The sequence below is a fragment of the Indibacter alkaliphilus LW1 genome (assembly GCF_000295935.2).
In the GTDB taxonomy this organism is placed as follows: Bacteria; Bacteroidota; Bacteroidia; order Cytophagales; family Cyclobacteriaceae; genus Indibacter; species Indibacter alkaliphilus.
On the sequence record NZ_ALWO02000015.1, the window covers coordinates 22,570 to 46,269 of the forward strand.

Here is a 23,700-nt window from a genome sequence, read left to right on the forward strand (position 1 = left end):
AAATAGCAATACAATGAAAAAAGAAATTCATCCTAACTACAGAGAAGTCGTATTTTTCGACACCTCAAGTGATTATAAATTTATCACAAAGTCCACTATCGAAACAAGTGAGACAATCGAATGGGAAGACGGAAAAGAATATCCGCTTTATAAGATTGAAGTTAGTTCAAACTCGCATCCTTTCTACACAGGTAAGAAAATGTTGTTGGATACAGCTGGTAGAGTTGAGAAATTTAACAAGAGATACGCCAAAAAATAATTTCATCTCTAGGATGGAAGGTATAGGTCTCCCGGAACTTGTTTTCCGGGAGACTTTTTTATTTTTGTGCCATGGACAATATTATTTTATTTGATGACCCGGCATTTAGGGGGTCACTTTTACCGTTTACTTTTACCAGGCCTATAGCAGATATTAGAATTGGGATCCTGAAAATTTCGGAAAAGTGGATGCATTATTCGCAAAGTAAACCAGGTTTTTTGACACAAGATTATCTGAGTGAAAAGTTCACCAAACCTTCAGGTCCGGCATTGATGGTCAATGGAGCTGTTTGTCCAGATGAAAAACTTTGGCAAATCATAAGTCAGCTTGAAAAAGGGCAGGCTCTTTACTCCGACTCCTTGTTGTTGGCTTGTCATTCGGATTTTCCTGAGGAATTTCATCCAGACCATGGAAAAAACCTTGAGCGGATAGAGTTTGCTGGAGTTCCGGTTTCTATCCAGAAATCATGGCATATTTTTCAATATAATTCCGCAGAAATCAAGAAAGATTTTCACTTGATAACCAAAGGGCGTGGCTCCTTACCTATTTCAGACCAGTATACCATAGTCTACGCTAAAGAAAATATTTTTGTAGAAGAAGGAGCTGTGATAAAAGCAGCGGTTTTGAATGCTGAGAATGGGCCAATTTATATAGGTAAAAATTCAGAAATTCAGGAAGGAGCAGTGATAAGAGGTCCTTTTGCACTTTGTGAAGGTTCGACGGTCAATATGGGGGCAAAGCTGAGAGGAGATACCACTGTTGGTCCACATTCCAAAGTAGGTGGAGAGATTTCCAATTCCGTGATTTTTGGATATAGTAACAAAGGTCATGAAGGTTTTCTCGGCAACTCCGTGATTGGTGAGTGGTGCAATCTCGGCGCAGACACCAATACCTCCAATCTTAAAAACAATTATGCCGCGGTCAAACTTTGGGATTATACCAAGGGTGGTTTTGCCAATACTGGACTTCAGTTCTGTGGGCTGATGATGGGAGATCATGCCAAGTGCGGCATCAATACCATGTTCAATACCGGTACGGTTGTAGGAGTTGGAGCTAATGTCTTTGGCGATGGCTACCCTAGAAACTTCATCCCTTCATTCTCTTGGGGGGGTGCCGCCGGCTTTTCTACTTTTCAAGTAAGAAAATTTGAAGAAACGGCTTTAGCAGTAATGAAAAGAAGAGGGTTGATATATGATGAGCAAGAAAAAGAAATCATCAAAAAGATTTTTGAATTGACCAAGCATTATCGTATTTGGGAAAAAGAAGTTTAATCTGGTTTTATGCTATTTTCATCAATTCCGGGTTTAAGTGATGTCAAAAACAAGATAGTTCAGGCTGTCAAAAATAATCATTTGGCCCATGCTTTACTCTTTCACGGTCCTGAAGGATCTGCCAACCTCAAAATGGCATTGTCGCTTGCTACCTATCTTCATTGCCATAATCCCGGTGAAGAAGATGCCTGTGGAGAGTGTGCTTCTTGTCAGAAAATGGCAAAATTAGTCCATCCTGATATGAATTTTGCTTTTCCAATGCCGGGAGAGGTCAAGGAAGACGAAGAGGAAAAAAAGAAAAAAGTAGATGTAGTAGGGTCGTTTAGAAACTTCGCCATTCAAAATGGATATGGGAATATTTCTGATTGGATTTACCAAAATGATTTTGAAAAAAAACAATTGAATATTTCAAAAGGAGCGGCTCGTCAAGTAATTCGAACTCTTTCTTTGAAGTCCTTTGAAGGAGGGTATAAAATCATGATGATTTGGTGTCCTGAATTTTTGAATACAGCCTCAGCCAATTCATTGTTGAAAATACTTGAAGAACCACCAGAGAAAACAGTCTTTTTGTTAGTGACATCTCAGCCCGAGCAGTTACTGACTACCATTTTGTCCAGAACCCAAAAAATCATGGTGAGGGCTTTTTCAGATGAAGAGATAATGGATCACTTGGTTTCTGAAGATTTGTGCAGCAGAGAAGCTGCTGTTCAGATTGCTCCACTTGCCGATGGCAATATGAGGGAAGCATATCGTTTGATAGATCAGGTACAAGATGAAAATACAGCTTTGATCAGAGATTGGTTTAGAGCATGCTATACTGTTGATATCAATCAGATTTTTGATTTTGTAGATAAATTCAGCACCAGAGACAAGGAGGCCCAAAAATCACTCCTTCTTTCAGGGGCCAACGTATTGAGAGAAGTGATGCTGGATAAAGCACAGATTCCTAACCTTATGCGGAGCGCAGATACGGATAGGCAGTTTATTCATAATTTGGGAGTTCACGTGCTGGACGGTGAAAAAATCAGTCGCATTTATGAATTGATAAATCAGGCCTATTATCACTTGGAGAGGAATGCAAACATGAAAGTTCTATTTGGAGACCTTTCTTTTCAAATTGCAAGAGTTATGAAACCTAAGCAAACAGCATCTAGATGAAAAGACTGATAGGGAGAAGAGAAAAAATAGCAATTCCTGAATGGGGTCTCATCAATGTAACAGCCAAAGTGGATACAGGAGCGTATACTTCTTCCATACATTGCGAAGGGATAAAGGAATTTGAGGACGGTGGAAAGATGTTTTTGGAATTTCAGCCCTTAGAGCCAAGTCATAAATTTTATAAGCTTGGAAAGATCAGAACAAGCAACTATACTCAAAAGAAAGTAAAGAATTCTTTTGGTCAGGCGGAAATTAGATATAAAGTCAGTACAGAAGTCCTTATGTTTGGAGAGAAGTTTCCAGCAGAGTTTACTTTAACCGACAGGTCAAAAATGAAAAACCCAATTCTATTGGGCCGGAAGCTGCTTCAGGGCAGATTTATTGTAGATGTGGAGGAAGTAAACCTTTCAAAAAAGTCTTCAAAATGAAAATTGCAATTTTATCAAGAAACCCTCATTTGTATTCTACAAGAAGACTTGCGGAAGCGATTAAGGAAGCTGGGCACGAAGCGCAGATTGTAGATCACTCTTTATGTGATCTTATTATTGAGCAGGTGGGCCCGTCTATTATTTATAAAGGAGAAAAACTCGAGGGGATTGATGCAATCATCCCAAGAATCGGAGCTTCTGTTACTTTTTACGGGACAGCAGTGGTCAGGCAATTTGAGTTGATGGGTACATTTTCTGCTGTAGAATCCCAAGCTATTGTGAGAAGCAGAGATAAGCTGAGAAGTCTCCAGATTCTGTCAAGGGCTGGGTTGGGTATGCCTAAAACAGCATTTACAAATTTTTCTAAAGGTGGAGAAAAAGCCCTTATCGAGAGAGTGGGAGGTGCACCATTGATTATCAAACTTCTTGAAGGAACTCAGGGTCTTGGAGTGGTTTTAGCAGAAACAAAAAAAGCCGGTCAATCTGTAATAGAGGCTTTCCATGGACTAAAAGCTAGGATCATTGTCCAGGAATTTATCAAAGAAGCAAAAGGTGCTGATATTAGAGCTTTCGTGGTAAATGGAAAAGTAGTAGGAGCCATGAAAAGGCAGGGAGCTGAAGGTGAGTTCCGATCCAACCTGCACAGAGGAGGGAAAGCCACTGTAATCAAACTTTCAAGAGCCGAAAAAACAGCAGCCTTAAATGCCGCCAAAGCCTTGGGGCTTGATATTGCTGGAGTGGATATGCTTCAATCTGAAAGAGGTCCTCTTATCCTTGAAGTAAATAGTAGCCCGGGGCTAGAAGGAATAGAAAAGGCCACTGGAGTCAACATTGCGGGAGAAATTGTAAAATTTATAGAAGGAGCTGTAAATAAGCAGCCTTTGAAAAGGAAAATCAAAAATGAACCATAAAATCCGAATCGGTACAAGAGGCAGCAAACTGGCTCTTTGGCAAGCCTATCATGTAGCAGACTTGCTAAAAGCCAAAGGGCTTGATAGCGAAATTGTGATCATTGAAACCAAGGGCGATAAGGTTTTGGACGTTTCTATTGCCAAAATCGGGAGTAAGGGAGTCTTTACCGAAGAGCTTGAAGACCAGTTGGCATCAGGAATTATCGATATTGCTGTGCATAGCGCTAAAGATATGCAGTCTTCACTTCCTGAAGGGTTTGAACTCATTGCTTTTACTGAAAGAGAAAAAGTAAATGACATCATTTTAAGCCACCAAGAGGATATCGATTACAAGAACCCAGATAAGTCCCTGGTGCTCGGTACTTCTTCTACTAGAAGAGTAGCTACCCTCAAACACTTTTATCCCCACATCAAAACAGTGGAAGTCCGCGGCAATCTTCAAACCAGAATAGCAAAGATGGAATCCGGAATTTGTGATGCATTACTGCTTGCCTATGCTGGAGCACATAGAATGGGATATAATGAAAAAATAAGGCATCTTTTGTCCTTGGAGGAGTTTACACCTGCTGTAGGGCAGGGCTCCGTGGCGATAGAATCTTCAAAAGGGTTGAATACTGAAATAAGAAATCAAATTATCAAAGCCTGTCACCATGAGGAAACCGGGTGGCGTCTTTTGGCCGAACGTGCCTATCTAAGAGTGTTGGAAGGAGGGTGTAGCATACCTGTTTTTGCCTTGGCCATCATTGAAGGAGATATGCTGAAGCTTAAAGGGGGGATTGTTAGCTTGGCAGGAGATAAAAGAATTGTGGAAGAAGTCGAGGGAGAAAAAGTCAAGGCCGAAACACTTGGAAAGAAACTTGCTGATAAGGTTCTTAACAGTGGAGGTGATAAAATATTGAAAGAAATTAAATCCACACTGAATCAATGAGAAAGGTCAATTTATGCTTTATAGCCGTGTTTTTAGGTGTATTTCTTATTTCTTGTGTATCTGAAAAGGACTATTTGATCAAAATCGAAACCAGACATGGAGACATGTATGCAATTTTATTTGACGAAACTCCGAAACACAAAGGCAATTTCATTGACTTGGCAAAAGCAGGGCGTTTTGATTCCACGGAATTCCATAGAGTCATTCAAAATTTTATGATTCAGGGAGGGGATGTTTTTGGAAAAGAAAAATTACCGGAAGAAGAGTGGTATACAATACCAGCAGAGATCAGGCCTGGACTTATTCATAGCAAAGGTATGATAGCTGCGGCACGTCAGGGTAACAATGTCAACCCTGAAAGAAGATCAAGCGGATCCCAGTTTTACATTATTCAAGGAAAAGTCTATTCCAAAGAAGAATTGGTCACAGATATGAAATTGTTGTCAGAGACATTTTTTAAATATATTCAATTAGGAAGTAATGTCGAGCTCAAAGAAAAGTATAGCGAACTTTATGAAGCAAAAGAATTTGACGCCCTGAATAAGATGATGCTGGATGAGAAGCGCAATCTGGAGCAGTTTTTTGGAGTCAACTTGGAAAAGCCGATAACGCCGCAACAAGTAGAGGCATACACCACAGTAGGAGGAACTCCTCATCTGGATGATGAATATACTGTATTTGGGAAAGTTATTCAAGGATTGGAAGTAATGGAGAAGATCGCAGAGGAGAAAACCGGTCCTCGGGATAAACCAATCAATCCGGTGTGGATGAAAGTGAGTGTTGAACAAATGCCAAAATCTGCAATATCCAAGCAGTTTGGTTATGAATACATGGAAAAATGAAAAAAGTACTTATTACAGGATCAAATGGATTGTTAGGGCAAAAGCTAATCAAAAAATTAAAAGATAATAAGGCTATTGAGTTATTTGCAACAGGAAGAGGTGAGTCCAGACTCCCTGAAAGCTGGCAAGGAGATTATGAATGGATAAGTCTTGATGTCTGTGATAAAAGTGCTGTTTTAGAATTGATTGCGAAGAAAATTCCTGATTGTGTCATTCACACAGCAGCCATGACACAGGTAGATGATTGTGAAGCAGATCAGAATGCTTGTTGGGAATCCAATGTTACGGCTGTTCGAAATCTTATAGAAGCATGTGAAAAAAACCAAGTTCATCTTATTCACCTTTCCACAGATTTTATTTTTGATGGGAAAGACGGTCCTTATGATGAATCTGCTTCAGCTAATCCAGTGAATTACTATGGAGAAACTAAGCTTGCGGCAGAGGAGCTGATCAAGGCATCGAAATGCAAATGGGCCATCGCAAGAACTGTTTTGGTATATGGGGTAGCCGCAGATATGAGCAGATCCAATATTATCCTTTGGGTAAAAAATTCATTAGAACAAAGAAAAAAGATCAATGTTGTGACCGATCAATGGAGAACTCCTACTCTTGCCGAAGATTTGGCTGAGGGTTGTATTTTGTTGATGGAAAAAGGTTCAGAGGGGATTTTCAATATATCAGGAGAGGATTTTCTGACGCCTTATGACATGGCTATGCAGACCGCAGAGTACTTTGGGTTGGATAAATCAATGATTAAGAAAGCCGATTCAAGTAATTTTTCGCAGCCGGCCAAGAGGCCAATGAAGACAGGATTTGTTATCGACAAGGCAAAAAGGGAGTTGGGCTACAGCCCCAAAAGTTTTATGGACGGAATTGGTATTTTATCAAAACAACTTAAATTAGCCGATTCTTAAAATTAAAATTTTCACTTAAAATCAATTAATTCAAATAATATGGCAATGAATTCAGATACCCAAGGAAGAGGCCAATGGGGTTCCAGTTTGGGTTTTATTATGGCTGCAGCCGGTTCTGCTGTGGGATTGGGGAACATTTGGAGGTTTCCATATCTCACTGGAGAAAATGGAGGAGGAGCTTTTGTATTCGTTTATGCAATATGTGTTCTTCTCATCGGACTCCCCCTTTTGCTGAATGAAATTGCCCTTGGACGTAAATCCGGGAAAAATCCTATAGGAGCTATTAAAGCAACCGGTGGAAATGGGTTTTGGCAGATAGCTGGTGTGTTGTGTATCCTAGTCTGTTTCTGTGTGCTCAGTTATTATTCTGTAATTGCTGGCTGGACAATTGGGTATATTTTTACAGAATTGATCAATATCCCAGTGGATTTTGAAGAATTTCAGGATACGCCACAATATGTGGTACCGCTTTGTTTCCTATTCATCTTTATGACAATCGGAGTTGTGCTGGGTGGAGTATCGGGTGGAATTGAGAAAGCGGCGAAATTCTTAATGCCTGTTCTTTTCGTAATTATCATATTTATTGCTGGAAGGGCGGTTACACTAGAAGGGGCAAGTGCCGGGATTGAGTATTATTTATATCCGGATTTCTCCAAAATCACCACCAAGGTCATTTTACAGGCACTTGGTCAGGCGTTTTTCTCCATGTCTGTAGGATGGGGACTAATGATTACTTTTGGTTCATACTTACCTAAGAAAAGCAATATTGTCCAATCTTCAGGTTGGATTGCCGGTATGGATAGTATGGTAGCACTTTTGGGAGGTCTGATGGTGTTCCCTGCTTTATTTGCATTGCTACCTGGAAAAGATCCTGCAGGTGGTCCTGCCTTGGTTTTTGAGGTTTTACCAAAAGTTTTTGATGCAATGCCAGGAGGTAATTTCATTGGTGCAATGTTCTTCTTATTGTTATTGGTAGCTGCTTTGACTTCTAGTATTTCAATGTTGGAGGTACCTGTTTCTTATTTTATCGATGAGAAAAAATGGAGCAGAAAGAAGGCAACATGGTCAATTGGAATTGCAGCAATGTTTTTGTCAATCCCATCTGCGCTTTCCTCAATTGAAGGAAATTACTTCAATGAGTTGACCATTACTTTTCTCGGAAATACCCAAGAAGGGTTCTTTGCCATCATGGACTTCACCTTCGGTACTTTTGCAGTGGTAGTGATTTGCCTCATGTTGAGTTTGTATACTGGCTGGGCCAAAAAAATTGGCGATTATGCCAATGAGTTGGCAGAAGGTTCTCCAGGCTTCAAAGGATTTTTGAGATCAGCGTGGATTTTCTTTATCAAGTGGGTTTGCCCAATTGTTATTGCATTGGTATTGCTTGACTTACTGGGGATCTTCGGGACGCCACAGGAGGGCGGTTAAAAGACTTGTTGTGACATTAAATCAGGAAAGAGGGGTTTCGCGCCCCTCTTTTTTCGTTTATATGTTTAAATATGTATTTTAAATTAATAAATATGTATATTGTCGGACAAATCAACCCCAACTGACAATGAAAGTTCTTGTAGTAGATGATGATGCTATTAATAGACTAATCCTAAAGAAAGTTTTTGAAAAGGAAAATCACGAAGTTTTTACTGCCAATAATGGGGTGGAAGCTATTGATATTCTAGAAGAGCAGGCTGGCTTTGATCTGGTAATTACCGATATCATGATGCCTCAAATGGACGGACTGGAGCTTTTGGCCAAAATTAAACATAATAAGAAGATTAATAAGCTGCCCATCATTGGCTTGACAGCAGGAAATGTTGATTATTTTAGAAATGCTACTAAGCTTTCCTTTGATATACTTCTTCAAAAGCCAATGGATTTTTATGAAATTTATGCTATTGCTCAAAAACAGGCAAGTAAAGGGCTGGACTGATGCAATTACTGTTAATTATTTTTCGTTTAATATTTTGATGATTTTTGTGTAGATTGATTCAGCAAAATTTAATTAATAAATGAAAAATATTATTTTACTGTTTGTGGGCCTGATAGTGAGTAATTGTATTTTCGCTCAGGAATTTTCTATAGGTCCTAAAGTAGGGCTTTCTCAGGCAAACATTTCAGTAAATGGAGAGGATTTTTCTTCAGGGGAAAGTGTGACAGGTTATCATGTCGGACTTTTTGTAAGAATGGGCGGTTCTTCAATCTTTGTTCAGCCTGAATTCCTTTTTACCAATACAGGAGGTACTATAATTCAAAGAACTTCTAGCAGTACGGATGTTTCATTGGATGCTAATTTCAATAGGTTTGATATCCCGATGATGTTTGGGTTTAAGCTGGCCAACTTTTTTAGAGTACAGGCAGGGCCCATCGCTTCGATATTATTAGATTATAAATTGGAAGATGCTGTTCAGTCTGCTATTGATATTGACTATAGTAATTCAACAATCGGTTATCAGGCTGGAGTCGGGCTCGATGTTGGAAATCTTATCCTAGACTTCAAGTATGAAAACTCTTTGAGCAAGATTTCCAGGAGTGTTGCCGGGTTTGAAACAGATCAGCGTCAAAACCAATTGATTATTTCTGCAGGATTCAGGCTTTTCTAACCGTATATTCTCCAAATAAATAATTTTAATAAACTCAGGTCGTACTCATGGCCGGGTTTTTGGTTATCAATGCCAAGGGATATAGTTTTAAAAATGGTTTAATTTGTTACCATTTTCTATATTTGTTTGAGTCAACAATTCAGAAAATGCGGAAATACCTTAAATACACCAAAAACTTTTACTTTCTGTTCACACTATTTTTTATCCTTTGGATGGTATTTATTGATTCCAATGACATCATAACCCAGTATAAGCTTAGGTCTAAAATCAAAGAACTGGAGAAACAAAAAGAGTTTTATCTGGAGCGTAAAGAGAAAATCAGAGCAGACAGAGAAGAGTTGATGAGTAATTATGAAATGCTGGAGAAATTTGCCAGAGAACGATATTTGATGAAAAGGAAAAGTGAAGATTTATATGTGGTTGTGGAAGAGTAAAGTATTGCCGGTATTTGTATTGTTTTTTTTCGTTGCCGTATTTTCTTCCAATGGCCAGCGGGTAATTGATGAAGAAATGAACCCACCACTTAAAGATAGACTTTATTATGGGGGGAATTTTGGGGCTTCTTTTGGAACCATAACCTTCGTTGATATTTCCCCCTTAGTAGGGGCTATGATTACAAACAGACTTTCCGGAGGGGTTGGAGGTACTTATCAGTATTTTAATGATAGAAGGTTCTTTGGAGGCAGTAATAGTCTTTACGGGGGTAGGGTTTTTGGCAGATATAATATTTTCCCCAATTTCTTTGCTCATGCCGAATTTGAAAATGTCAATTACGACTGGTTTGATAATAACAGAAATGTATTTGAGAGAATATGGGTACCTGCCTTTTTTCTAGGAGGGGGGTATTTCGTTCCTTCAGGTGATAGAGGAGGCTTTAACTTTACTTTTTTGTACAATTTGTTGCATGATAACAGAAGATCTCCATATTTTGAACCTTATGTAATCAGAGTAGGTTTTATTCTGTAATCACCACCTATTTACCTTACCTATGTCGGATTCACTGGTTCAGAAACTTAGCAAGGCTCACAAAGAATGCCCTGAATGTCCATCACCTAAAGTCATCCAGTCTTTTTTTGAGAATATTTTAGGCTTATTATTCCCTGATTTTGCCCATGAACTGCTTAAAGAGGAGGCTCAGGTATTGGCGAAAATTGAGGAATTAAGACACAAACTCAGTAATCTTCTTATCAAAAATAAGCACTTACATAATAGTGAGGGGGGCTTGATAGCTGATCAATTTTTTGAGGAATTAGAGCATGTATATGACCTTATCCAAAAAGATATTCAAGCGATGTATGCCGGTGACCCAGCTGCAAAATCCATCACAGAAATCATTCGTTGTTATCCCGGATTTTATGCAATAGCTGCATATAGAATTGCACATTTGCTACATAGCTTTGGAGTGAATCTAATTCCTAGGATGATTACGGAGTTTGCACATAGCCGTACTGGAATCGATATTCACCCCGGAGCAAAAATAGGTCAGCGTTTTTGTATAGATCACGGGACGGGAATTGTTATCGGTGAGACGACTGTAATTGGCAATGATGTGAAAATATATCAAGGTGTCACTCTAGGCGCTTTAAGTGTGGAAAAGGAAGATGCTGATAAAAAAAGGCACCCGACAATAGAAGAAGGAGTGGTCATTTATGCAGGCGCGACTATTTTAGGAGGCAATACTGTAATTGGAGAAAGATCAATTATCGGTGGAAATGTATGGGTAACTAAGAGCATCCCTGCTTTTAGTAAAATTTATTATCAGGCCAGGATGTATAACCCAGATTCTGAACAAACTGATACATACATAATCAGAAGTCAAGGATGAAACTTGTTGATTTAATAGGTAATACACCTCTTGTAGAGCTTTCAAATATTCCCCAAAAACAGAGTGTGAAAATTTTTTGTAAGCTTGAGGGTCAAAACCCTGGAGGTAGTGTGAAAGACAGAGCTGCCTATAACATGATAAAATGTGCACTGGAAAGGGGGACTATCAGACCTGGAGATAAACTGATCGAAGCTACCAGTGGAAATACCGGAATTGCACTGGCTATGGTTGCAAATATCTTAGGTGTTGACATGACTTTAGTTATGCCTGACAACAGTACCAAAGAAAGGGTGCTTTCTATGGAGGCGTATGGTGCTAGAGTGATTTTGACTCCAGCAGCCAAGACTATCGAATATTCTAGAGCGCTGGCAGAAAAAATGGCGGAGGAAGAAAATTATGTTATCCTGAATCAGTTTTCAAATCCAGATAATTACATGGCGCATTATCACACGACAGGTCCCGAAATTTGGAAAGACACTGATGGTGAGGTAACCCACTTCGTTTCAGCAATGGGGACTACAGGTACTATAATGGGAGTTTCCAGATATTTGAAAGAGAAAAACCCAAATATTCAAATTGTTGGCACGCAACCCACTGATGGCTCCAGCATTCCTGGTATCAGAAGATGGACTCCAGAGTTTTTGCCTAAAATTTTTGAAGCCGAAAGAGTAGACCGGGTGATTGATGTAAGCCAGTCGCAAGCTACTGAAACGACCAGAAGGATGGCCAAAGAAGAAGGTATCTTGGCTGGAATGAGTAGTGGGGGGGCCTTATATGCTGCTTTGGAATTGGCTCAAGAGCTGGAAAAAGGAGTAATAGTATGTATTACTTGTGACAGGGGTGATAGATATCTTAGTTCGGATTTGTTTGGGTAAAAAATCCCGGAAGACGAACCGTCCCCCGGGCTACCACAAAATACTTGAGAAAGATTAGAATTTTATATAGTTGGTAAGTAATTGTGCACTCAATGGATTATTTCCATTTTGAGCATCTGAGAACCCTCTGATGATTAATGTATAAACTCGGTTTCCTCGGATATCTAAATTATCAATGGTAAGAACTTCCTCTCCAGAGTTATCCATGATAGTGATTTTCACTTTATTCTTTTCAATTTCTTTGAAATCAGTGATCCCTTTAAAAGGGATACTTTCTCCAAAAAAGTCAGCCTGTTCATCTATCTTGATTTTAAGATCTCCTGAGTCAGGAGACAATTGCGCCAGCCTGATCTGAGCTTTTTCAGAGGTTGGTTCTTCCCATTTGTCCTCAACTTTCAAGGCTTGAATTTCACTCATCTTGTTTACAAGAAATATAGAATAGACCTTATCCTTTTCTAGGGTATGTGTTGTCTCCAAAACAGTATTGGCGGCATTATGCGGGGTGAATCTCAGCAGTCGCTCAGCAGCAAAAAACTGACTGTATGGAAATGATGTGCTATACCTTAGAGGATTAGTATTGATCCTGTTGCTTTCTGCATAAATATCAAGGTCTGGTGAATCAGGTGAAGCATGATAAATAGTGAGAAATGCCGCATCAGGTGGAGTGACAGGGTCTCTGTCTTGTAGGCATGAATTAAGCAGCGTTGTAACTCCGATTACAAATAAGACCATTAAGCTTCTTTTCATAGCTATCAGGATAGATGAATATTTAATCATAAATAATAGTTGGTTTAGTTATTTGTCCACAGGACGCTGGAATAGTCAGATGTGCTACATAGGTAAAAAAAAATCCCCGAATTTTCGGGGATTTTTACTTTTAAACTGTATCTGGTTCCGGATGCACCCAGGGGGCTCGATAAGGTCTCCTGAGTTTAGCGGTAGCTTCTGGGTCATTCACTACTTCCATTTTTTGTGGATCATAGACTAGGGGTCTCCCGAGCTCCATTGAAATATTTGCCAATATGCATGAAGCAGTAGAAATATGTCCTTCTTTTATATCGGCCACTGGCAATTCGCCTGTTTCAATAGATTTAATCAGGTTTTGCATTTGCCTTCTTGTTGCAGGAGCGGCGTTCAATTCAATTCTGTCCTCAGTAAGGTCTTCAGGATATTTTTCTCTTTCGTAAAGCACGTCAAACAATACTTTTTCACCTTCCATTGGAATAAATTCCGCTTTCATGGTACTACCTGCTAAAGTCCCTTTTTCACCAAAGATTTTAAATGCCCATGGGTATTCAGGGTCTACCGGGGCACCCCAACTTCTGTGTTGCCAGACTACATTCAATTTATCAAATTCAAATATCGCAGTCTGGGTATCTGAAATATTTGATTTCCCATCTTTTTGAACATAAATTCCTCCAGTAGAGGTGATTTTAGTTGGCCAATCAAGGGCAAGTAGCCACCTTACTGTATCCAGCATGTGGACACACATGTCCCCGGTTATACCATTTCCATATTCCATGAATGTTCTCCACCAGCGAGTATGCGGAAGCCCGTCATATGGGCGCAAAGGTGCAGGACCAGTCCACATTTCATAGTCCAAAAAATCCGGTACTGGCTGTACATCAGGATTTCCATTGGCGCGCATATGATAATAGCAGCAGATTTCAACATGAGAGATTTTGCCCAGCTTGTTTTTTTCTAAGATTTCTCTTTTTGCATCCCAAAGATGCGGTGTGCTTCTTCGCTGTACTCCTACTTGGACCATTTTGTTATACTTCCTGGCTGCGGCCACTACCGACTCGCCTTCTATTACATCTACTGAGATGGGTTTTTGAAGATATACGTGGGAACCTGATTTGATAGCAGCAATTGCCTGGAGTGCATGCCAGTGATCAGGACTACCTATGACTGTAATGTCGAGTTTGTGATTTTTTAGAAGCTCTCGATAGTCTTTGTACAGTGTAGGTACTTTTCCTGATTTTTGTCTTTGGGAAACAAGCTCTCCGGCTTCTTTGAGCATATTAGCATCAACATCGCAAAGTGCGACCACTTCACAGTCGGCAATTTGGATCAATCGGAAAAGATCACTTTTGCCATACCAGCCACTTCCTATGAGTGCGACTTGTAATGTTTTTTCAGTTTTGACAAAATTCATACCCATAAGCCCCATACTTGCTAGGGCTAATGTGGCTCCACTTCCTTTTATAAACTGCCTTCTGTTTAGTGAGAGATTTTTCATTGGTTACTGGGTTTGATAGGTGAATGTTAAATACCCAACCAATTTACAAAAAGGTAAAAACCAATCAAATCGGTTTTGATGGATGGTCAGAGGCTTACTTCAAATCTTTCTCCCAATTTGGTCAAATCATCAATTACGGCTTGTAAAAGCGGGATTCCATCTTCAATTCTGGCTTGTTCCAAATCCCTTTCCGGATCCCCAGGTATAAGCACTCTAGTATTCCCATCTGTGGGTTTTGCTTCTCTGAATCTGGAAATCCAGTTATCCATATGTGATTTGAAATCCTCAGCAGGTCTAAATGCATCAATTCTCATTGCTCCCATAAAATGGCCAAGACCTTCTCCTACAGGGTTGGGATCCGGCTTTAAAAATGCAACGAAGGGAGGTACCCATGGGCCGTAATTTGCACCTGAAAGCACTGCTGAAAAAATGTCCACTATGGCTCCTAAAGCATATCCTTTATGAGAGCCATGCTCCCTGTCTCCTCCCAAAGGAAGTAAAGCACCACCTTTTTTTACACCATTTGAGTCTTGAGTAGGGTTGCCTGAAGCATCTTGCACCCAGCCAAACGGAGCATTTTCATTTTTTCTTTGAAGTATTTCCAATTTCCCGTTAGCAGCTGTGGTAGTTGCCATATCTGCAACAAATGGGGGTTGTTTTCCAGCTGGAATAGCTACTGAGATAGGATTGGTTCCCAAAAGCCTTTCCTTGGAAAATGTAGGAGAGACTAAAGGACTTGCATTGGTAAAAGATAGGCCTATCATGTCATGTTCCAAAGCCATCATACTATGATACCCTGCAATTCCGTAATGGTTTGAGTTTTTTACAGATACCCATCCAGTACCTGCTATTTTGGCTTTTTCAATGGCGACTTTCATCGCATATGGTGCCACGACCAATCCCAATCCAGCATCTCCGTCGACTACTGCCGTACTTGGTGTTTCATGGACTATACGGATATTTGGCCTAGGGTTGATCCGATTCTTTTCCCAAAGTCTGACATAGCCTGAAAGACGTGCTACGCCATGAGAATCAACTCCTCTCAAATCTGCAGAAAGCAAGACATCCGCTCCAAGCGCTGCATGTTCAGCTGAACAACCGATTTTTAAAAGTATATTTTTGGTGAAATTATAAAGTCTCTTGTAATCAACTGTCATTTTCCAAGAATTGGGTATTTGAGATTCGGGATTTATCTGCTAACAGCCGGTGCCAGGGAGTGTTTACCCATAAGTTGTGCAATCGCGCCTTCCTTTAAAGCAAAATTGGAGCATGTCAAAACATCCACAGGGACCATTTGAAGGATAAATTTTATCAAACAGGAGGCCACGACTATCATATCAACCCGCATGGGTATCATTCCAGGGATTTTAAGCCGTTCCTCCTTATTTAGGGTTAATAATTTGTCGGCTATTTCATCAAACGACTTTCTGGGAAGTTGAAAAACCTGCTGGTTTTTTGTCTTTTGCAGTTTCAGAGTATGATAATAAATATCCGTAAGTGTGTCAAAAGTCCCAGAAGCACCCACTAAAGCAGTAGGCCTGTAAAGATCTACAGCTTCCTGTAGTTCAAAAAGATTTTCTTTTAAATAAGCTGTTAGGTTGTCTACTTCTTCAGAATGAATGGGATCATGGTAATGAAATAAGTCTAACATTCTTTGACCGCCTATTTCAAAACTTTTTCTCCAAAAGGCTTCATTGGCAGTTCCGATAATGAATTCTACAGACCCTCCGCCAATATCCATCATGAGGGCTGTTTGTCCATTGAGAGATCCACTGAAACGGATTCCTTCATAAATCATCTGTGCCTCTTCATTTCCATCAATAACATTTACTGAAATACCGAAACTTTCTTTGATCTCCCTTACAAATGCGGGTCCATTTTCAGCATTTCTTACAGCACTCGTTGCAAATGCAAATACACTTTTGATTGATTCTCCATCAATTAGGCTCCGGAAATGCTTCAATGTGTGAAAAGCTCTTTTTTGCGCATCAGGGTGAATCAGGTTTTGACTGATGCCTCCCTGTCCAATTTTAACAGGGATTTTTTCTTTATAAATCGTGTGAAACCTGTCTTCGTACAATTCAACCAATAACAAATGAAATGTATTGGTACCCATATCAATGATTGCTGCTTTATTTGGGATCATTCCGCCCTGAATTTTAGTTGTGCGAATATAGAAAGTTTATCTCAAAACCATGAGAATGACTATTTTTTCTTAAGTTCAGGAGAATTGTTTGATGTATTTACACAAATATTTTTGAGCAAAGATACCCCTCCTTATATTTGAGATAACCAAATAACTTTAGACTCAATGGATAGCAATATTAAAGGACTTTACACTTTGCCCAGTAACAAGGATAAAATCGACTTGTTGAATAAAAAAAATGAAGAAGCACTTCTCGGCGGTGGGCAGAAAAGAATAGAAGCCCAACATAAAAAGGGGAAACTTACTGCAAGAGAAAGGATTCATTTTTTATTGGACGAAGGTACTTTTCAGGAAATCGACAAATTTGTAATGCATAGAGCCAAAGATTTCGGACTTGATAAAGAGCATTATCTGGGCGATGGGGTTGTGACAGGGTATGGAGAGATCAATGGGAGATTGGTTTATATTTATTCCCAGGACTTTACAGTTTTTGGGGGCTCACTATCCGAAACACATGCCGAAAAAATATGTAAAATAATGGATATGGCCATGAAAAATGGAGCTCCTGTAATTGGTTTGAATGATTCAGGTGGAGCTAGGATTCAAGAGGGAGTGGTTTCTCTTGGGGGCTATGCTGATATTTTTTATAGAAATACCTTGGCATCAGGTGTAGTACCCCAGATCTCTGCTATTATGGGACCTTGTGCCGGTGGAGCTGTTTATTCACCTGCGATTACAGACTTTATCTTGATGGTAGAGAACTCCTCCTATATGTTTGTTACAGGTCCAAACGTAGTAAAGACAGTTACACAGGAAGATGTCACTGCTGAAGAATTAGGTGGAGCGAGTGCGCATAGTACGAAAAGTGGGGTGACGCATTTTGCTTGTGCCAATGAAGTTGCATGCATGCAGCATATCAAACAACTGTTAAGTTATATTCCTCAAAACTGTGAAGATGATGCTCCAATTTATCCCTATGAAGTAAAAGATTCAGAGACAAGAGAAATTCTGGATAAAATAATCCCAGATAACACCAATCATCCGTATGACATGCGGGAAGTCATAGAAGGCATAGTGGATGAATCCTCTTTTATGGAAGTTCATAAAAATTATGCAGACAATATTGTAGTAGGCTTTGCCAGGATTGCAGGTAGAAGCATTGGTATTGTTGGTAATCAGCCGCAGTCTCTAGCTGGTGTGCTGGATAATGATGCCTCAGTCAAAGCTGCAAGATTTGTAAGGTTTTGCGATTCTTTCAATGTGCCTTTGTTGGTATTGGTTGATGTCCCTGGTTTTTTGCCGGGGACTGATCAGGAGTGGAATGGCATTATTGTCAATGGAGCCAAGTTGTTGTATGCATTCTCTGAAGCGACAGTACCACGGGTAACAGTGATCACCAGGAAAGCTTATGGTGGAGCTTATGATGTCATGAACTCAAAGCATATCGGAGCGGATCTGAATTTTGCTTGGCCTAGTGCTGAGATCGCAGTGATGGGAGCCAAAGGCGCCGCAGAAATTATATTCAAAAGAGAAATTGCAGTAGCAGAAAACCCTGAAGAAAAACTTCAGGAGAAAATAGATGAATACACTGCAAAATTCGCCAACCCGTATAGAGCGGCCCACCGTGGGTTTATAGATGAGGTGATTATGCCTTCAGAGACTCGTGAAAAGCTGATTAAAGCTTATAAAATGTTAGAAAACAAAGTAGACAAATTGCCGAGGAAGAAGCATGGGAATATACCGCTATAGCAATTGGAAGTTTTACAAAATGCAATTGATGAACTGACGAATTGAGTACCTGTTTTACTAATTCTCAGTAACGGGTATGATGAAAAGATCGATAGAGTCTTTGTTAGTTGGAATTTCAAGTATGGTAATTGTCTGTCTAACAGAAATGCTTACTACCGAAAAAAGCAAGGTTATTTGAGTTGCTCTTCGTAAATCGACTTCGTGTATCGTAATTTTTGTAATATGAATCTAATAATAAAGAACTAAATGCCTAATCAAATGAGTGAATCAATCATCTTTCTATATAAATACCTCAACAATGCATCTCCGACTGGATTTGAAGCTTCTGGCCAGAAAATCTGGTTAGACTATGTCAAACCTTTCGCAGATACACATTTTACTGATCAATACGGTACAGCAGTCTGTGTAATTAATCCTGATTCCAAATATAAAGTTGTTATCGAAGCACATGCTGATGAGATATCTTGGTTTGTCAATTATATTACCCCTGAAGGATATATTTATGTGAGAAGAAATGGAGGGTCTGATCATATGATAGCCCCCTCCATGAGAGTTAATATTCATACCGATGAAGCCATCATTCCCGGTGTTTTTGGCTGGCCAGCCATTCATGTTAGAAAAGATGGAAAAGAGGAAGCTCCCACCTTGGATAATATTTTTATAGATGTAGGCGCCCGGACAAAAGAAGAAGTTGAAGAAATGGGAGTTCACGTGGGTTGCGTGGTTACCTTCAAGGATGAACTTCAGGAATTAAACGGCAAGTTTTATTCAGGTAGGGCACTTGATAATAGGATAGGAGGCTACATGATTGCAGAAGTAGCTAAGAAAATTAAGCAATCCGGAGTAAAGCTACCCTTTGCTTTATATGTAGTCAACGCAGTACAAGAGGAAATTGGGCTTAGGGGTGCAGAAATGATAGCTGCCCGTATCAAGCCCAACTTAGCTATCATTACAGACGTTTGCCACGATACCACTGCACCTATGTATAATAAAAATGTCAGTGGTGATCAAGTGGCAGGTAAAGGTCCTGTATTGACCTATGGAGCAGCAGTGCACAAAAAACTTCTGGATCTGATTATAGCTACAGCAAACAAAAAAGAGATCCCCTTTCAAAGAGCAGCTGCCTCAAGAAGTACGGGGACTGATACAGACGCTTTCGCATATTCAAATGAAGGTGTCCCCTCAGCATTGGTTTCTTTGGCTTTGAAATATATGCATACCACGGTGGAAACAGCAAGTAAGGATGATATTGAACAAGTGATTGAATTGATTTACCAGTTTTTGCTTGATTTTGATCCCGAATTTGACTTTAGGTATGTGGTTTAGAAGCGAGATGCGGGAAATGAAAAACAAGCCAAGTAATTTCAGGGTGGGACATCATATTAAGACTCACTCAATCACCTAATCACTGACCAATAATCACGAGCACACTCTTCCCATGCCTTTCTTTTTCGACCAGATGAACCGGAGGATCGAAATTCCCAAGCGGCCAGAGCGCATTATTTCGCTGGTTCCTTCACAGACGGAGTTGTTGGTGGATTTGGGTTTGGAGGATAGGCTGGTTGGGCTTACCAAGTTTTGTGTTCATCCTAAAGGGCTTAAAAAGCAAAAGTCCATCATCGGAGGTACTAAAAGTTTTCATTTTGATAAAATTGAGGCCCTCCAGCCTGACCTGGTCATCGGCAATAAAGAGGAAAATTATCAGGAAGGAATTGACCGTTTGTCTGAAAAATATCCAGTGTGGATGAGTGATATTTATGACTTGGAAGGCGCTTTCAACATGATGCAGGGAATAGGTGAGATTACTGGAACATCAGAGGAAGCAGATACATTGGTTCAGAAAATCCGTCAAAATATGAATATTACCCAACCCAAGTTAGGGTCAGCAATATACCTGATTTGGAAAGACCCCCTAATGGTGGCCGGGAGAAATACTTTTATCAATGATATGCTACAAAAAGCGGGTTTTGAAAATTTGGTTATTAATCAACGCTATCCGGAGCTAACTGTGGAGGAGATTAGAAGATTGGATCCAGATTATCTGCTACTGAGTTCAGAACCTTTTCCTTTCAAGCAAAAGCATATATATGAATTTGGTGAGCTTTTACCGGATACAAAAATTCTATTGGTAGATGGGGAGATGTTTTCTTGGTACGGGAGTAGACTACTTTATTTGACTGCTTATTTAAAAAAGCTTCAAACTTCATTCAATTAAGTTTCCGTTCATAAAAAATTCAATCAAAAGAGGCAACTTTTGTAAAAAAATTAATTAACTTTTCTGCTCAATTCAATAACCATAACCTAATACCATGAAGAGACAAAGGAGGGATTTTCTAAGAAAATTAGGCGCAACGGGAGCAATAGCAGCATTGAGTCCCATCGCCTTGTCCCAAGAAGCTCAGGCCAAAAACCTGATAGAAATTAAAAATCAATTCAATTCTGAGAATGATACCACAATCAAATTAGGGCTGATTGGCGCTGGGATTATGGGAATTGAAGACACCAATTCTGCGCTAAGACATGCCAATGTGGAGCTTGTAGCGGTCTGTGATCTATATAAAGGAAGATTGGACTCTGCAAAACAGCGTTGGGGTGACCATCTTTTTGTAACACAGGATCACAAAGAACTCCTGAAAAGAAGTGATGTTGATGCTGTTATTATAGCTACATCAGACCATTGGCATAAGCAAATCAGTATTGATGCATTGAATGCCGGGAAGCATGTGTATTGCGAAAAACCCATGGTACATTCTGTCAAAGAAGGCATGGATGTGATCAATGCCTGGAAAAAATCGGGTAAGGTAATGATAGTTGGTAGCCAAGGTGTCTCATCTCTAGGAAATGAAAAAGCGAAAGAACTTTTAGCCGAAGGTGCAATTGGAGATATAGTTTATGCTGAGGGTTTTTGGGCAAGGATGTCTCCTGAGGGAGCTTGGCAGTATGCAATTCCAAAGGATGGAAATGAACAAACTGTTGATTGGAAAAAATATGTTTCCAATACAAAAAGCAGAGATTGGGACCCTCTCCGATTTTTTAGATGGAGAAATTACCTCGATTATGGTACAGGAATGTCAGGAGATTTGTTCGTTCATTTATTTTCAAGCTTACATTTTATTACCGATTCTTATGGTCCAAATAAGATTTCCTCAATGGGAGGCTTAAGATATTGGAAGGACGGAAGGGAAGTTCCAGATGTTTTATTGGGAACCTTTGACTATCCTGAGACAGAAAAACATGCAGGTTTCAATCTTTCTTTGAGATGTAATTTCGTAGACGGTACAAGTGGTACAACGTATTTAAGGATTGTAGGTACGAAGGGGTCAATGGATGTAAAGTGGGAGGAAGTGGTTGTGAAAATGAATCAAACCATGACTTCAGATGATCCTTTTCTGCAAGAACAGGCTAGATTAAGAGGTGATTCTGATACTAGAGCTGCAATTTTGCCTCCAAAAGAATTGGTATATACTGCCCAAAGAAATTGGAAAGGAGCACATTATGATCATTTTGGAAACTGGTTTCAGGCAATCCGTACTGGAGGTACTGTTGCAGAAGATCCAGTATTTGGTTTTAGAGCGGCAGCTCCAGCCCTTTTGTGTAACGACAGTTATTTCCAGAATAAATTTATTCAATGGGATCCTGTAAACATGAAACTGATATGATAAGAAAAAGTGATTTTTATTTGCCTTTGATTCTCCCCCTTTTTGTATGGGCCTGTAGTCCCGAAAAGACGGTTGAGGAAGAAGAGATTGAAGAAGAAATAATCATACTAGATAATTCCCTTACTGAAGATGAAAAATCGGAAGGTTGGATGTTGCTCTTTGACGGAGAGGATCCATCTGGTTGGAGATCATTTAATGGAGAGACGTTTCCCGAAGGATGGACAGTAGAAGACGGTGCTCTGAAGGCTCTCGGAACAGGTGGTGATATTGGGGGAGATATTGTTTTTGGTCCGATGGACTTCGAAGAGTTTGAAATGGAGTTTACATGGAAAATAGGACCTGAGGGTAACAGTGGTGTGTTTTACCATGTGGTAGAGGATCCTAAATACAATGCTCCTTACGAAACTGGGCCTGAGTATCAGGTGATCGATCAGTTAGGTTTCCCTGAACCGCTGGAAGACTGGCAATCCCTTGCTTCAGATTATGGTATGTATCCTGGGGATATTGATGGTGTAGTCAAGCCTGCAGGGGAATGGAATACATCAAAAATTATTTTCTCTAAAAGGGGTGCGAGTTACTGGCTTAATGGTAAGAAAACTTTGGAGTTTGTTCCTTATTCGGAAGATTGGGAAAAGAGGAGAAATAGTGGGAAATGGGATGACTTTCCTGATTACGCTATAGCTAGAAGAGGATTGATTGCATTGCAGGATCATGGAAGTGAAGCTTGGTTCAAAAATATTAAAATTAAACCATTATAAAATTAGCCGCTATCCAATTTTTATGAGGATGGATTCTAGTTTAATTAAATCGACAATTTGTATTTAAAGGATAGTTGAAAGATTATGCAGTAAATACACCTATATAGCAGTACTTTAACAAAGCAAATTAGCTACTTGTGAAGTAGGGGATGACAGAGTAGTTACTCCATGGCATTAACCTTTATTTATGCAAAACTTCAAATGATCAATGAAAACATTAATTAAAAAAACATGAAAAAATTTAATATAATCCCGGTGGTTTTAGCAATAGCACTAGGTATCTCATCATTTATTTATAATGAAGAAATAGAGCTATTTAATGGCAAGGATTTGTCTGGATGGATAATCTATGGTACTGAAAAGTGGTATGTTGAGGACGGACTTCTAATTTCCGAAAGTGGGCCGGATAAGGAGTATGGCTATTTGGGAACCGAAAAAAATTACAAAAATTTTGAATTGAATCTTGAATTTAAACAAGAAGCTGATGGTAACAGCGGTGTTTTTATCCGATCAACTGTAGATGGTACCATTGTTTCAGGTTGGCAGGTTGAAGTAGCCCCTCCAGGTTATGATACCGGTGGTATTTATGAATCTTACGGTAGAGGCTGGCTTGTCAAACCAGATAAGGAAAAAGATAGCGCCTTAAAGTTTGGAGATTGGAATCATATGAAAATAGTTGTAAATGGCGATAGAGTAATTTCTTATCTTAACGGAGTGGAAATGGTCAATTACTCGGATTCAAAGATTGGTCAAGGAGAAGGTGGAATTTTACTTCAGATTCACGATGGAGGAGGCATAAAAGTATACTGGAGGAATATTAGATTGAAGCAATTATAAATGTACCAAGACTTAATCAAATCCCGGTCAAATTAAGATCGGGATTTTTTTAGCTGTTTATCAGGCTAGTTGGAGATTTTCTTATGAAATATTTCTATTTGGATTTTGAGATTTGACCAAAGCTCACCACCTTTGCAATCCCATAAGGGGAAAAGATTGAAACAAAGAGATAATTTTAAAATAAATTTCAATTTATCTCTTGCCTAAAGAGATTTAATTTCTACCTTTGCAAACCTGTTCGGGTAACGGGATTTAAAAAAGAGCTACGTAAGGTAGTTTTCGATACGGCGGTATATCTGCT

25 protein-coding genes are annotated in these 23,700 nt (G+C 39.5%); 21 read left to right on the forward strand and 4 right to left on the reverse strand.

Annotated features, from left to right (window positions below; translation table 11 throughout):
• Positions 1–13: 13 nt before the first annotated feature.
• From A33Q_RS03430 to cysM, 15 genes are all read left to right on the forward strand, one after another.
• On the forward strand, positions 14–259 hold the full coding sequence (locus A33Q_RS03430; RefSeq protein WP_009035837.1) for a type B 50S ribosomal protein L31: 246 nt from the start codon (positions 14–16) through the stop codon (positions 257–259).
• 71 nt (positions 260–330) lie between these two features.
• Complete coding sequence (locus A33Q_RS03435) at positions 331–1,530, forward strand: GlmU family protein (protein WP_040489823.1); 1,200 nt, start codon at positions 331–333, stop codon at positions 1,528–1,530.
• 9 nt (positions 1,531–1,539) lie between these two features.
• Positions 1,540–2,688, forward strand: a complete 1,149-nt coding sequence (locus tag A33Q_RS03440) for a DNA polymerase III subunit (RefSeq protein WP_009035839.1) — start codon at positions 1,540–1,542, stop codon at positions 2,686–2,688.
• Positions 2,685–3,116 (forward strand): ATP-dependent zinc protease family protein, encoded by a 432-nt coding sequence (locus A33Q_RS03445; protein WP_009035840.1) that lies wholly within the window; start codon positions 2,685–2,687, stop codon positions 3,114–3,116. The genes A33Q_RS03440 and A33Q_RS03445 overlap by 4 nt, the downstream gene beginning before the upstream one ends.
• Complete coding sequence (gene rimK, locus A33Q_RS03450) at positions 3,113–4,027, forward strand: 30S ribosomal protein S6--L-glutamate ligase (protein WP_009035841.1); 915 nt, start codon at positions 3,113–3,115, stop codon at positions 4,025–4,027. The genes A33Q_RS03445 and rimK overlap by 4 nt, the downstream gene beginning before the upstream one ends.
• Positions 4,017–4,955 carry a hydroxymethylbilane synthase gene (hemC, locus tag A33Q_RS03455; protein ID WP_009035842.1) on the forward strand — a complete coding sequence of 313 codons (939 nt, stop codon included), beginning with the start codon at positions 4,017–4,019 and terminating at the stop codon, positions 4,953–4,955. The genes rimK and hemC overlap by 11 nt, the downstream gene beginning before the upstream one ends.
• Entirely contained in the window at positions 4,952–5,797 is an 846-nt protein-coding gene (locus A33Q_RS03460; protein WP_009035843.1) for a peptidylprolyl isomerase, read from the forward strand. The genes hemC and A33Q_RS03460 overlap by 4 nt, the downstream gene beginning before the upstream one ends.
• On the forward strand, positions 5,794–6,711 hold the full coding sequence (locus A33Q_RS03465; protein WP_009035844.1) for an SDR family oxidoreductase: 918 nt from the start codon (positions 5,794–5,796) through the stop codon (positions 6,709–6,711). Before A33Q_RS03460 ends, A33Q_RS03465 begins: the two co-directional genes overlap by 4 nt.
• A 39-nt stretch (positions 6,712–6,750) precedes the next feature.
• Entirely contained in the window at positions 6,751–8,139 is a 1,389-nt protein-coding gene (locus tag A33Q_RS03470) for a sodium-dependent transporter (RefSeq protein WP_009035845.1), read from the forward strand.
• A gap of 127 nt (positions 8,140–8,266) precedes the next feature.
• A complete protein-coding gene (locus tag A33Q_RS03475; RefSeq protein WP_009035846.1) occupies positions 8,267–8,638 on the forward strand; it encodes a response regulator in 372 nt (123 codons plus the stop codon).
• A 79-nt stretch (positions 8,639–8,717) separates the two neighbouring features.
• Positions 8,718–9,308, forward strand: coding sequence for a porin family protein (locus tag A33Q_RS03480; RefSeq protein ID WP_009035847.1), 591 nt, complete (start codon positions 8,718–8,720; stop codon positions 9,306–9,308).
• A gap of 146 nt (positions 9,309–9,454) precedes the next feature.
• Entirely contained in the window at positions 9,455–9,742 is a 288-nt protein-coding gene (locus A33Q_RS03485) for an FtsB family cell division protein (protein WP_040489826.1), read from the forward strand.
• Positions 9,723–10,274, forward strand: a complete 552-nt coding sequence (locus tag A33Q_RS03490; RefSeq protein ID WP_009035849.1) for a hypothetical protein — start codon at positions 9,723–9,725, stop codon at positions 10,272–10,274. The genes A33Q_RS03485 and A33Q_RS03490 overlap by 20 nt, the downstream gene beginning before the upstream one ends.
• A 22-nt stretch (positions 10,275–10,296) precedes the next feature.
• Positions 10,297–11,133, forward strand: coding sequence for a serine O-acetyltransferase EpsC (gene epsC, locus A33Q_RS03495; protein ID WP_009035850.1), 837 nt, complete (start codon positions 10,297–10,299; stop codon positions 11,131–11,133).
• The gene (gene cysM / locus A33Q_RS03500; protein WP_009035851.1) at positions 11,130–12,008 is read left to right on the forward strand and encodes a cysteine synthase CysM; all 879 of its coding nucleotides are present in this window, start codon (positions 11,130–11,132) and stop codon (positions 12,006–12,008) included. The genes epsC and cysM overlap by 4 nt, the downstream gene beginning before the upstream one ends.
• Before the next feature lie 54 nt (positions 12,009–12,062).
• Here the strand turns inward: cysM and A33Q_RS03505 are convergent, their stop codons facing one another.
• The 4 genes from A33Q_RS03505 to A33Q_RS03520 form a co-directional block, all read right to left on the reverse strand.
• The gene (locus A33Q_RS03505) at positions 12,063–12,755 is read right to left on the reverse strand and encodes a DUF4397 domain-containing protein (protein ID WP_051394806.1); all 693 of its coding nucleotides are present in this window, start codon (positions 12,753–12,755) and stop codon (positions 12,063–12,065) included.
• Between the two features lie 130 nt (positions 12,756–12,885).
• Positions 12,886–14,250, reverse strand: coding sequence for a Gfo/Idh/MocA family oxidoreductase (locus A33Q_RS03510; RefSeq protein WP_009035853.1), 1,365 nt, complete (start codon positions 14,248–14,250; stop codon positions 12,886–12,888).
• A gap of 86 nt (positions 14,251–14,336) precedes the next feature.
• A complete protein-coding gene (locus A33Q_RS03515; RefSeq protein ID WP_009035854.1) occupies positions 14,337–15,407 on the reverse strand; it encodes an Ldh family oxidoreductase in 1,071 nt (356 codons plus the stop codon).
• A gap of 32 nt (positions 15,408–15,439) precedes the next feature.
• Positions 15,440–16,396 (reverse strand): Ppx/GppA phosphatase family protein, encoded by a 957-nt coding sequence (locus A33Q_RS03520; RefSeq protein WP_009035855.1) that lies wholly within the window; start codon positions 16,394–16,396, stop codon positions 15,440–15,442.
• Between the two features lie 165 nt (positions 16,397–16,561).
• Here A33Q_RS03520 and A33Q_RS03525 point away from each other — a divergent pair, with 165 nt between their 5' ends.
• The 6 genes from A33Q_RS03525 (at position 16,562) to A33Q_RS03550 (ending at position 23,399) form a co-directional block, all read left to right on the forward strand.
• A complete protein-coding gene (locus tag A33Q_RS03525) occupies positions 16,562–18,145 on the forward strand; it encodes an acyl-CoA carboxylase subunit beta (RefSeq protein ID WP_009035856.1) in 1,584 nt (527 codons plus the stop codon).
• 258 nt (positions 18,146–18,403) lie between these two features.
• Complete coding sequence (locus tag A33Q_RS03530) at positions 18,404–19,471, forward strand: M42 family metallopeptidase (RefSeq protein WP_040489829.1); 1,068 nt, start codon at positions 18,404–18,406, stop codon at positions 19,469–19,471.
• 133 nt (positions 19,472–19,604) lie between these two features.
• Entirely contained in the window at positions 19,605–20,360 is a 756-nt protein-coding gene (locus A33Q_RS03535) for an ABC transporter substrate-binding protein (RefSeq protein ID WP_235062769.1), read from the forward strand.
• Between the two features lie 94 nt (positions 20,361–20,454).
• Positions 20,455–21,804: a Gfo/Idh/MocA family protein gene (locus tag A33Q_RS03540; RefSeq protein WP_009035859.1), complete on the forward strand. Its 1,350-nt coding sequence runs from the start codon at positions 20,455–20,457 to the stop codon at positions 21,802–21,804.
• Positions 21,801–22,562 carry a 3-keto-disaccharide hydrolase gene (locus A33Q_RS03545; RefSeq protein ID WP_009035860.1) on the forward strand — a complete coding sequence of 254 codons (762 nt, stop codon included), beginning with the start codon at positions 21,801–21,803 and terminating at the stop codon, positions 22,560–22,562. The genes A33Q_RS03540 and A33Q_RS03545 overlap by 4 nt, the downstream gene beginning before the upstream one ends.
• Before the next feature lie 231 nt (positions 22,563–22,793).
• On the forward strand, positions 22,794–23,399 hold the full coding sequence (locus A33Q_RS03550) for a 3-keto-disaccharide hydrolase (protein WP_009035861.1): 606 nt from the start codon (positions 22,794–22,796) through the stop codon (positions 23,397–23,399).
• The last annotated feature ends 301 nt before the right edge of the window (positions 23,400–23,700 follow it).

Excerpts from the sequence above, each read along its gene's own strand:
- A33Q_RS03510 (WP_009035853.1), bottom strand. The coding sequence starts at position 14,250 with ATGAAAAATCTCTCACTAAACAGAAGGCAGTTTATAAAAGGAAGTGGA.
- A33Q_RS03480 (WP_009035847.1), top strand. The coding sequence starts at position 8,718 with ATGAAAAATATTATTTTACTGTTTGTGGGCCTGATAGTGAGTAATTGT.
- A33Q_RS03490 (WP_009035849.1), top strand. The coding sequence starts at position 9,723 with ATGTGGTTGTGGAAGAGTAAAGTATTGCCGGTATTTGTATTGTTTTTT.
- A33Q_RS03475 (WP_009035846.1), top strand. The coding sequence starts at position 8,267 with ATGAAAGTTCTTGTAGTAGATGATGATGCTATTAATAGACTAATCCTA.
- A33Q_RS03430 (WP_009035837.1), top strand. The coding sequence starts at position 14 with ATGAAAAAAGAAATTCATCCTAACTACAGAGAAGTCGTATTTTTCGAC.
- cysM (WP_009035851.1), top strand. The coding sequence starts at position 11,130 with ATGAAACTTGTTGATTTAATAGGTAATACACCTCTTGTAGAGCTTTCA.
- A33Q_RS03545 (WP_009035860.1), top strand. The coding sequence starts at position 21,801 with ATGATAAGAAAAAGTGATTTTTATTTGCCTTTGATTCTCCCCCTTTTT.
- A33Q_RS03525 (WP_009035856.1), top strand. The coding sequence starts at position 16,562 with ATGGATAGCAATATTAAAGGACTTTACACTTTGCCCAGTAACAAGGAT.
- rimK (WP_009035841.1), top strand. The coding sequence starts at position 3,113 with ATGAAAATTGCAATTTTATCAAGAAACCCTCATTTGTATTCTACAAGA.
- A33Q_RS03485 (WP_040489826.1), top strand. The coding sequence starts at position 9,455 with ATGCGGAAATACCTTAAATACACCAAAAACTTTTACTTTCTGTTCACA.
- A33Q_RS03520 (WP_009035855.1), bottom strand. The coding sequence starts at position 16,396 with ATGATCCCAAATAAAGCAGCAATCATTGATATGGGTACCAATACATTT.
- A33Q_RS03435 (WP_040489823.1), top strand. The coding sequence starts at position 331 with ATGGACAATATTATTTTATTTGATGACCCGGCATTTAGGGGGTCACTT.
- A33Q_RS03505 (WP_051394806.1), bottom strand. The coding sequence starts at position 12,755 with ATGAAAAGAAGCTTAATGGTCTTATTTGTAATCGGAGTTACAACGCTG.
- A33Q_RS03445 (WP_009035840.1), top strand. The coding sequence starts at position 2,685 with ATGAAAAGACTGATAGGGAGAAGAGAAAAAATAGCAATTCCTGAATGG.
- epsC (WP_009035850.1), top strand. The coding sequence starts at position 10,297 with ATGTCGGATTCACTGGTTCAGAAACTTAGCAAGGCTCACAAAGAATGC.
- A33Q_RS03460 (WP_009035843.1), top strand. The coding sequence starts at position 4,952 with ATGAGAAAGGTCAATTTATGCTTTATAGCCGTGTTTTTAGGTGTATTT.
- A33Q_RS03530 (WP_040489829.1), top strand. The coding sequence starts at position 18,404 with ATGAGTGAATCAATCATCTTTCTATATAAATACCTCAACAATGCATCT.
- A33Q_RS03470 (WP_009035845.1), top strand. The coding sequence starts at position 6,751 with ATGGCAATGAATTCAGATACCCAAGGAAGAGGCCAATGGGGTTCCAGT.
- hemC (WP_009035842.1), top strand. The coding sequence starts at position 4,017 with ATGAACCATAAAATCCGAATCGGTACAAGAGGCAGCAAACTGGCTCTT.
- A33Q_RS03540 (WP_009035859.1), top strand. The coding sequence starts at position 20,455 with ATGAAGAGACAAAGGAGGGATTTTCTAAGAAAATTAGGCGCAACGGGA.
- A33Q_RS03440 (WP_009035839.1), top strand. The coding sequence starts at position 1,540 with ATGCTATTTTCATCAATTCCGGGTTTAAGTGATGTCAAAAACAAGATA.
- A33Q_RS03515 (WP_009035854.1), bottom strand. The coding sequence starts at position 15,407 with ATGACAGTTGATTACAAGAGACTTTATAATTTCACCAAAAATATACTT.
- A33Q_RS03535 (WP_235062769.1), top strand. The coding sequence starts at position 19,605 with ATGAACCGGAGGATCGAAATTCCCAAGCGGCCAGAGCGCATTATTTCG.
- A33Q_RS03465 (WP_009035844.1), top strand. The coding sequence starts at position 5,794 with ATGAAAAAAGTACTTATTACAGGATCAAATGGATTGTTAGGGCAAAAG.
- A33Q_RS03550 (WP_009035861.1), top strand. The coding sequence starts at position 22,794 with ATGAAAAAATTTAATATAATCCCGGTGGTTTTAGCAATAGCACTAGGT.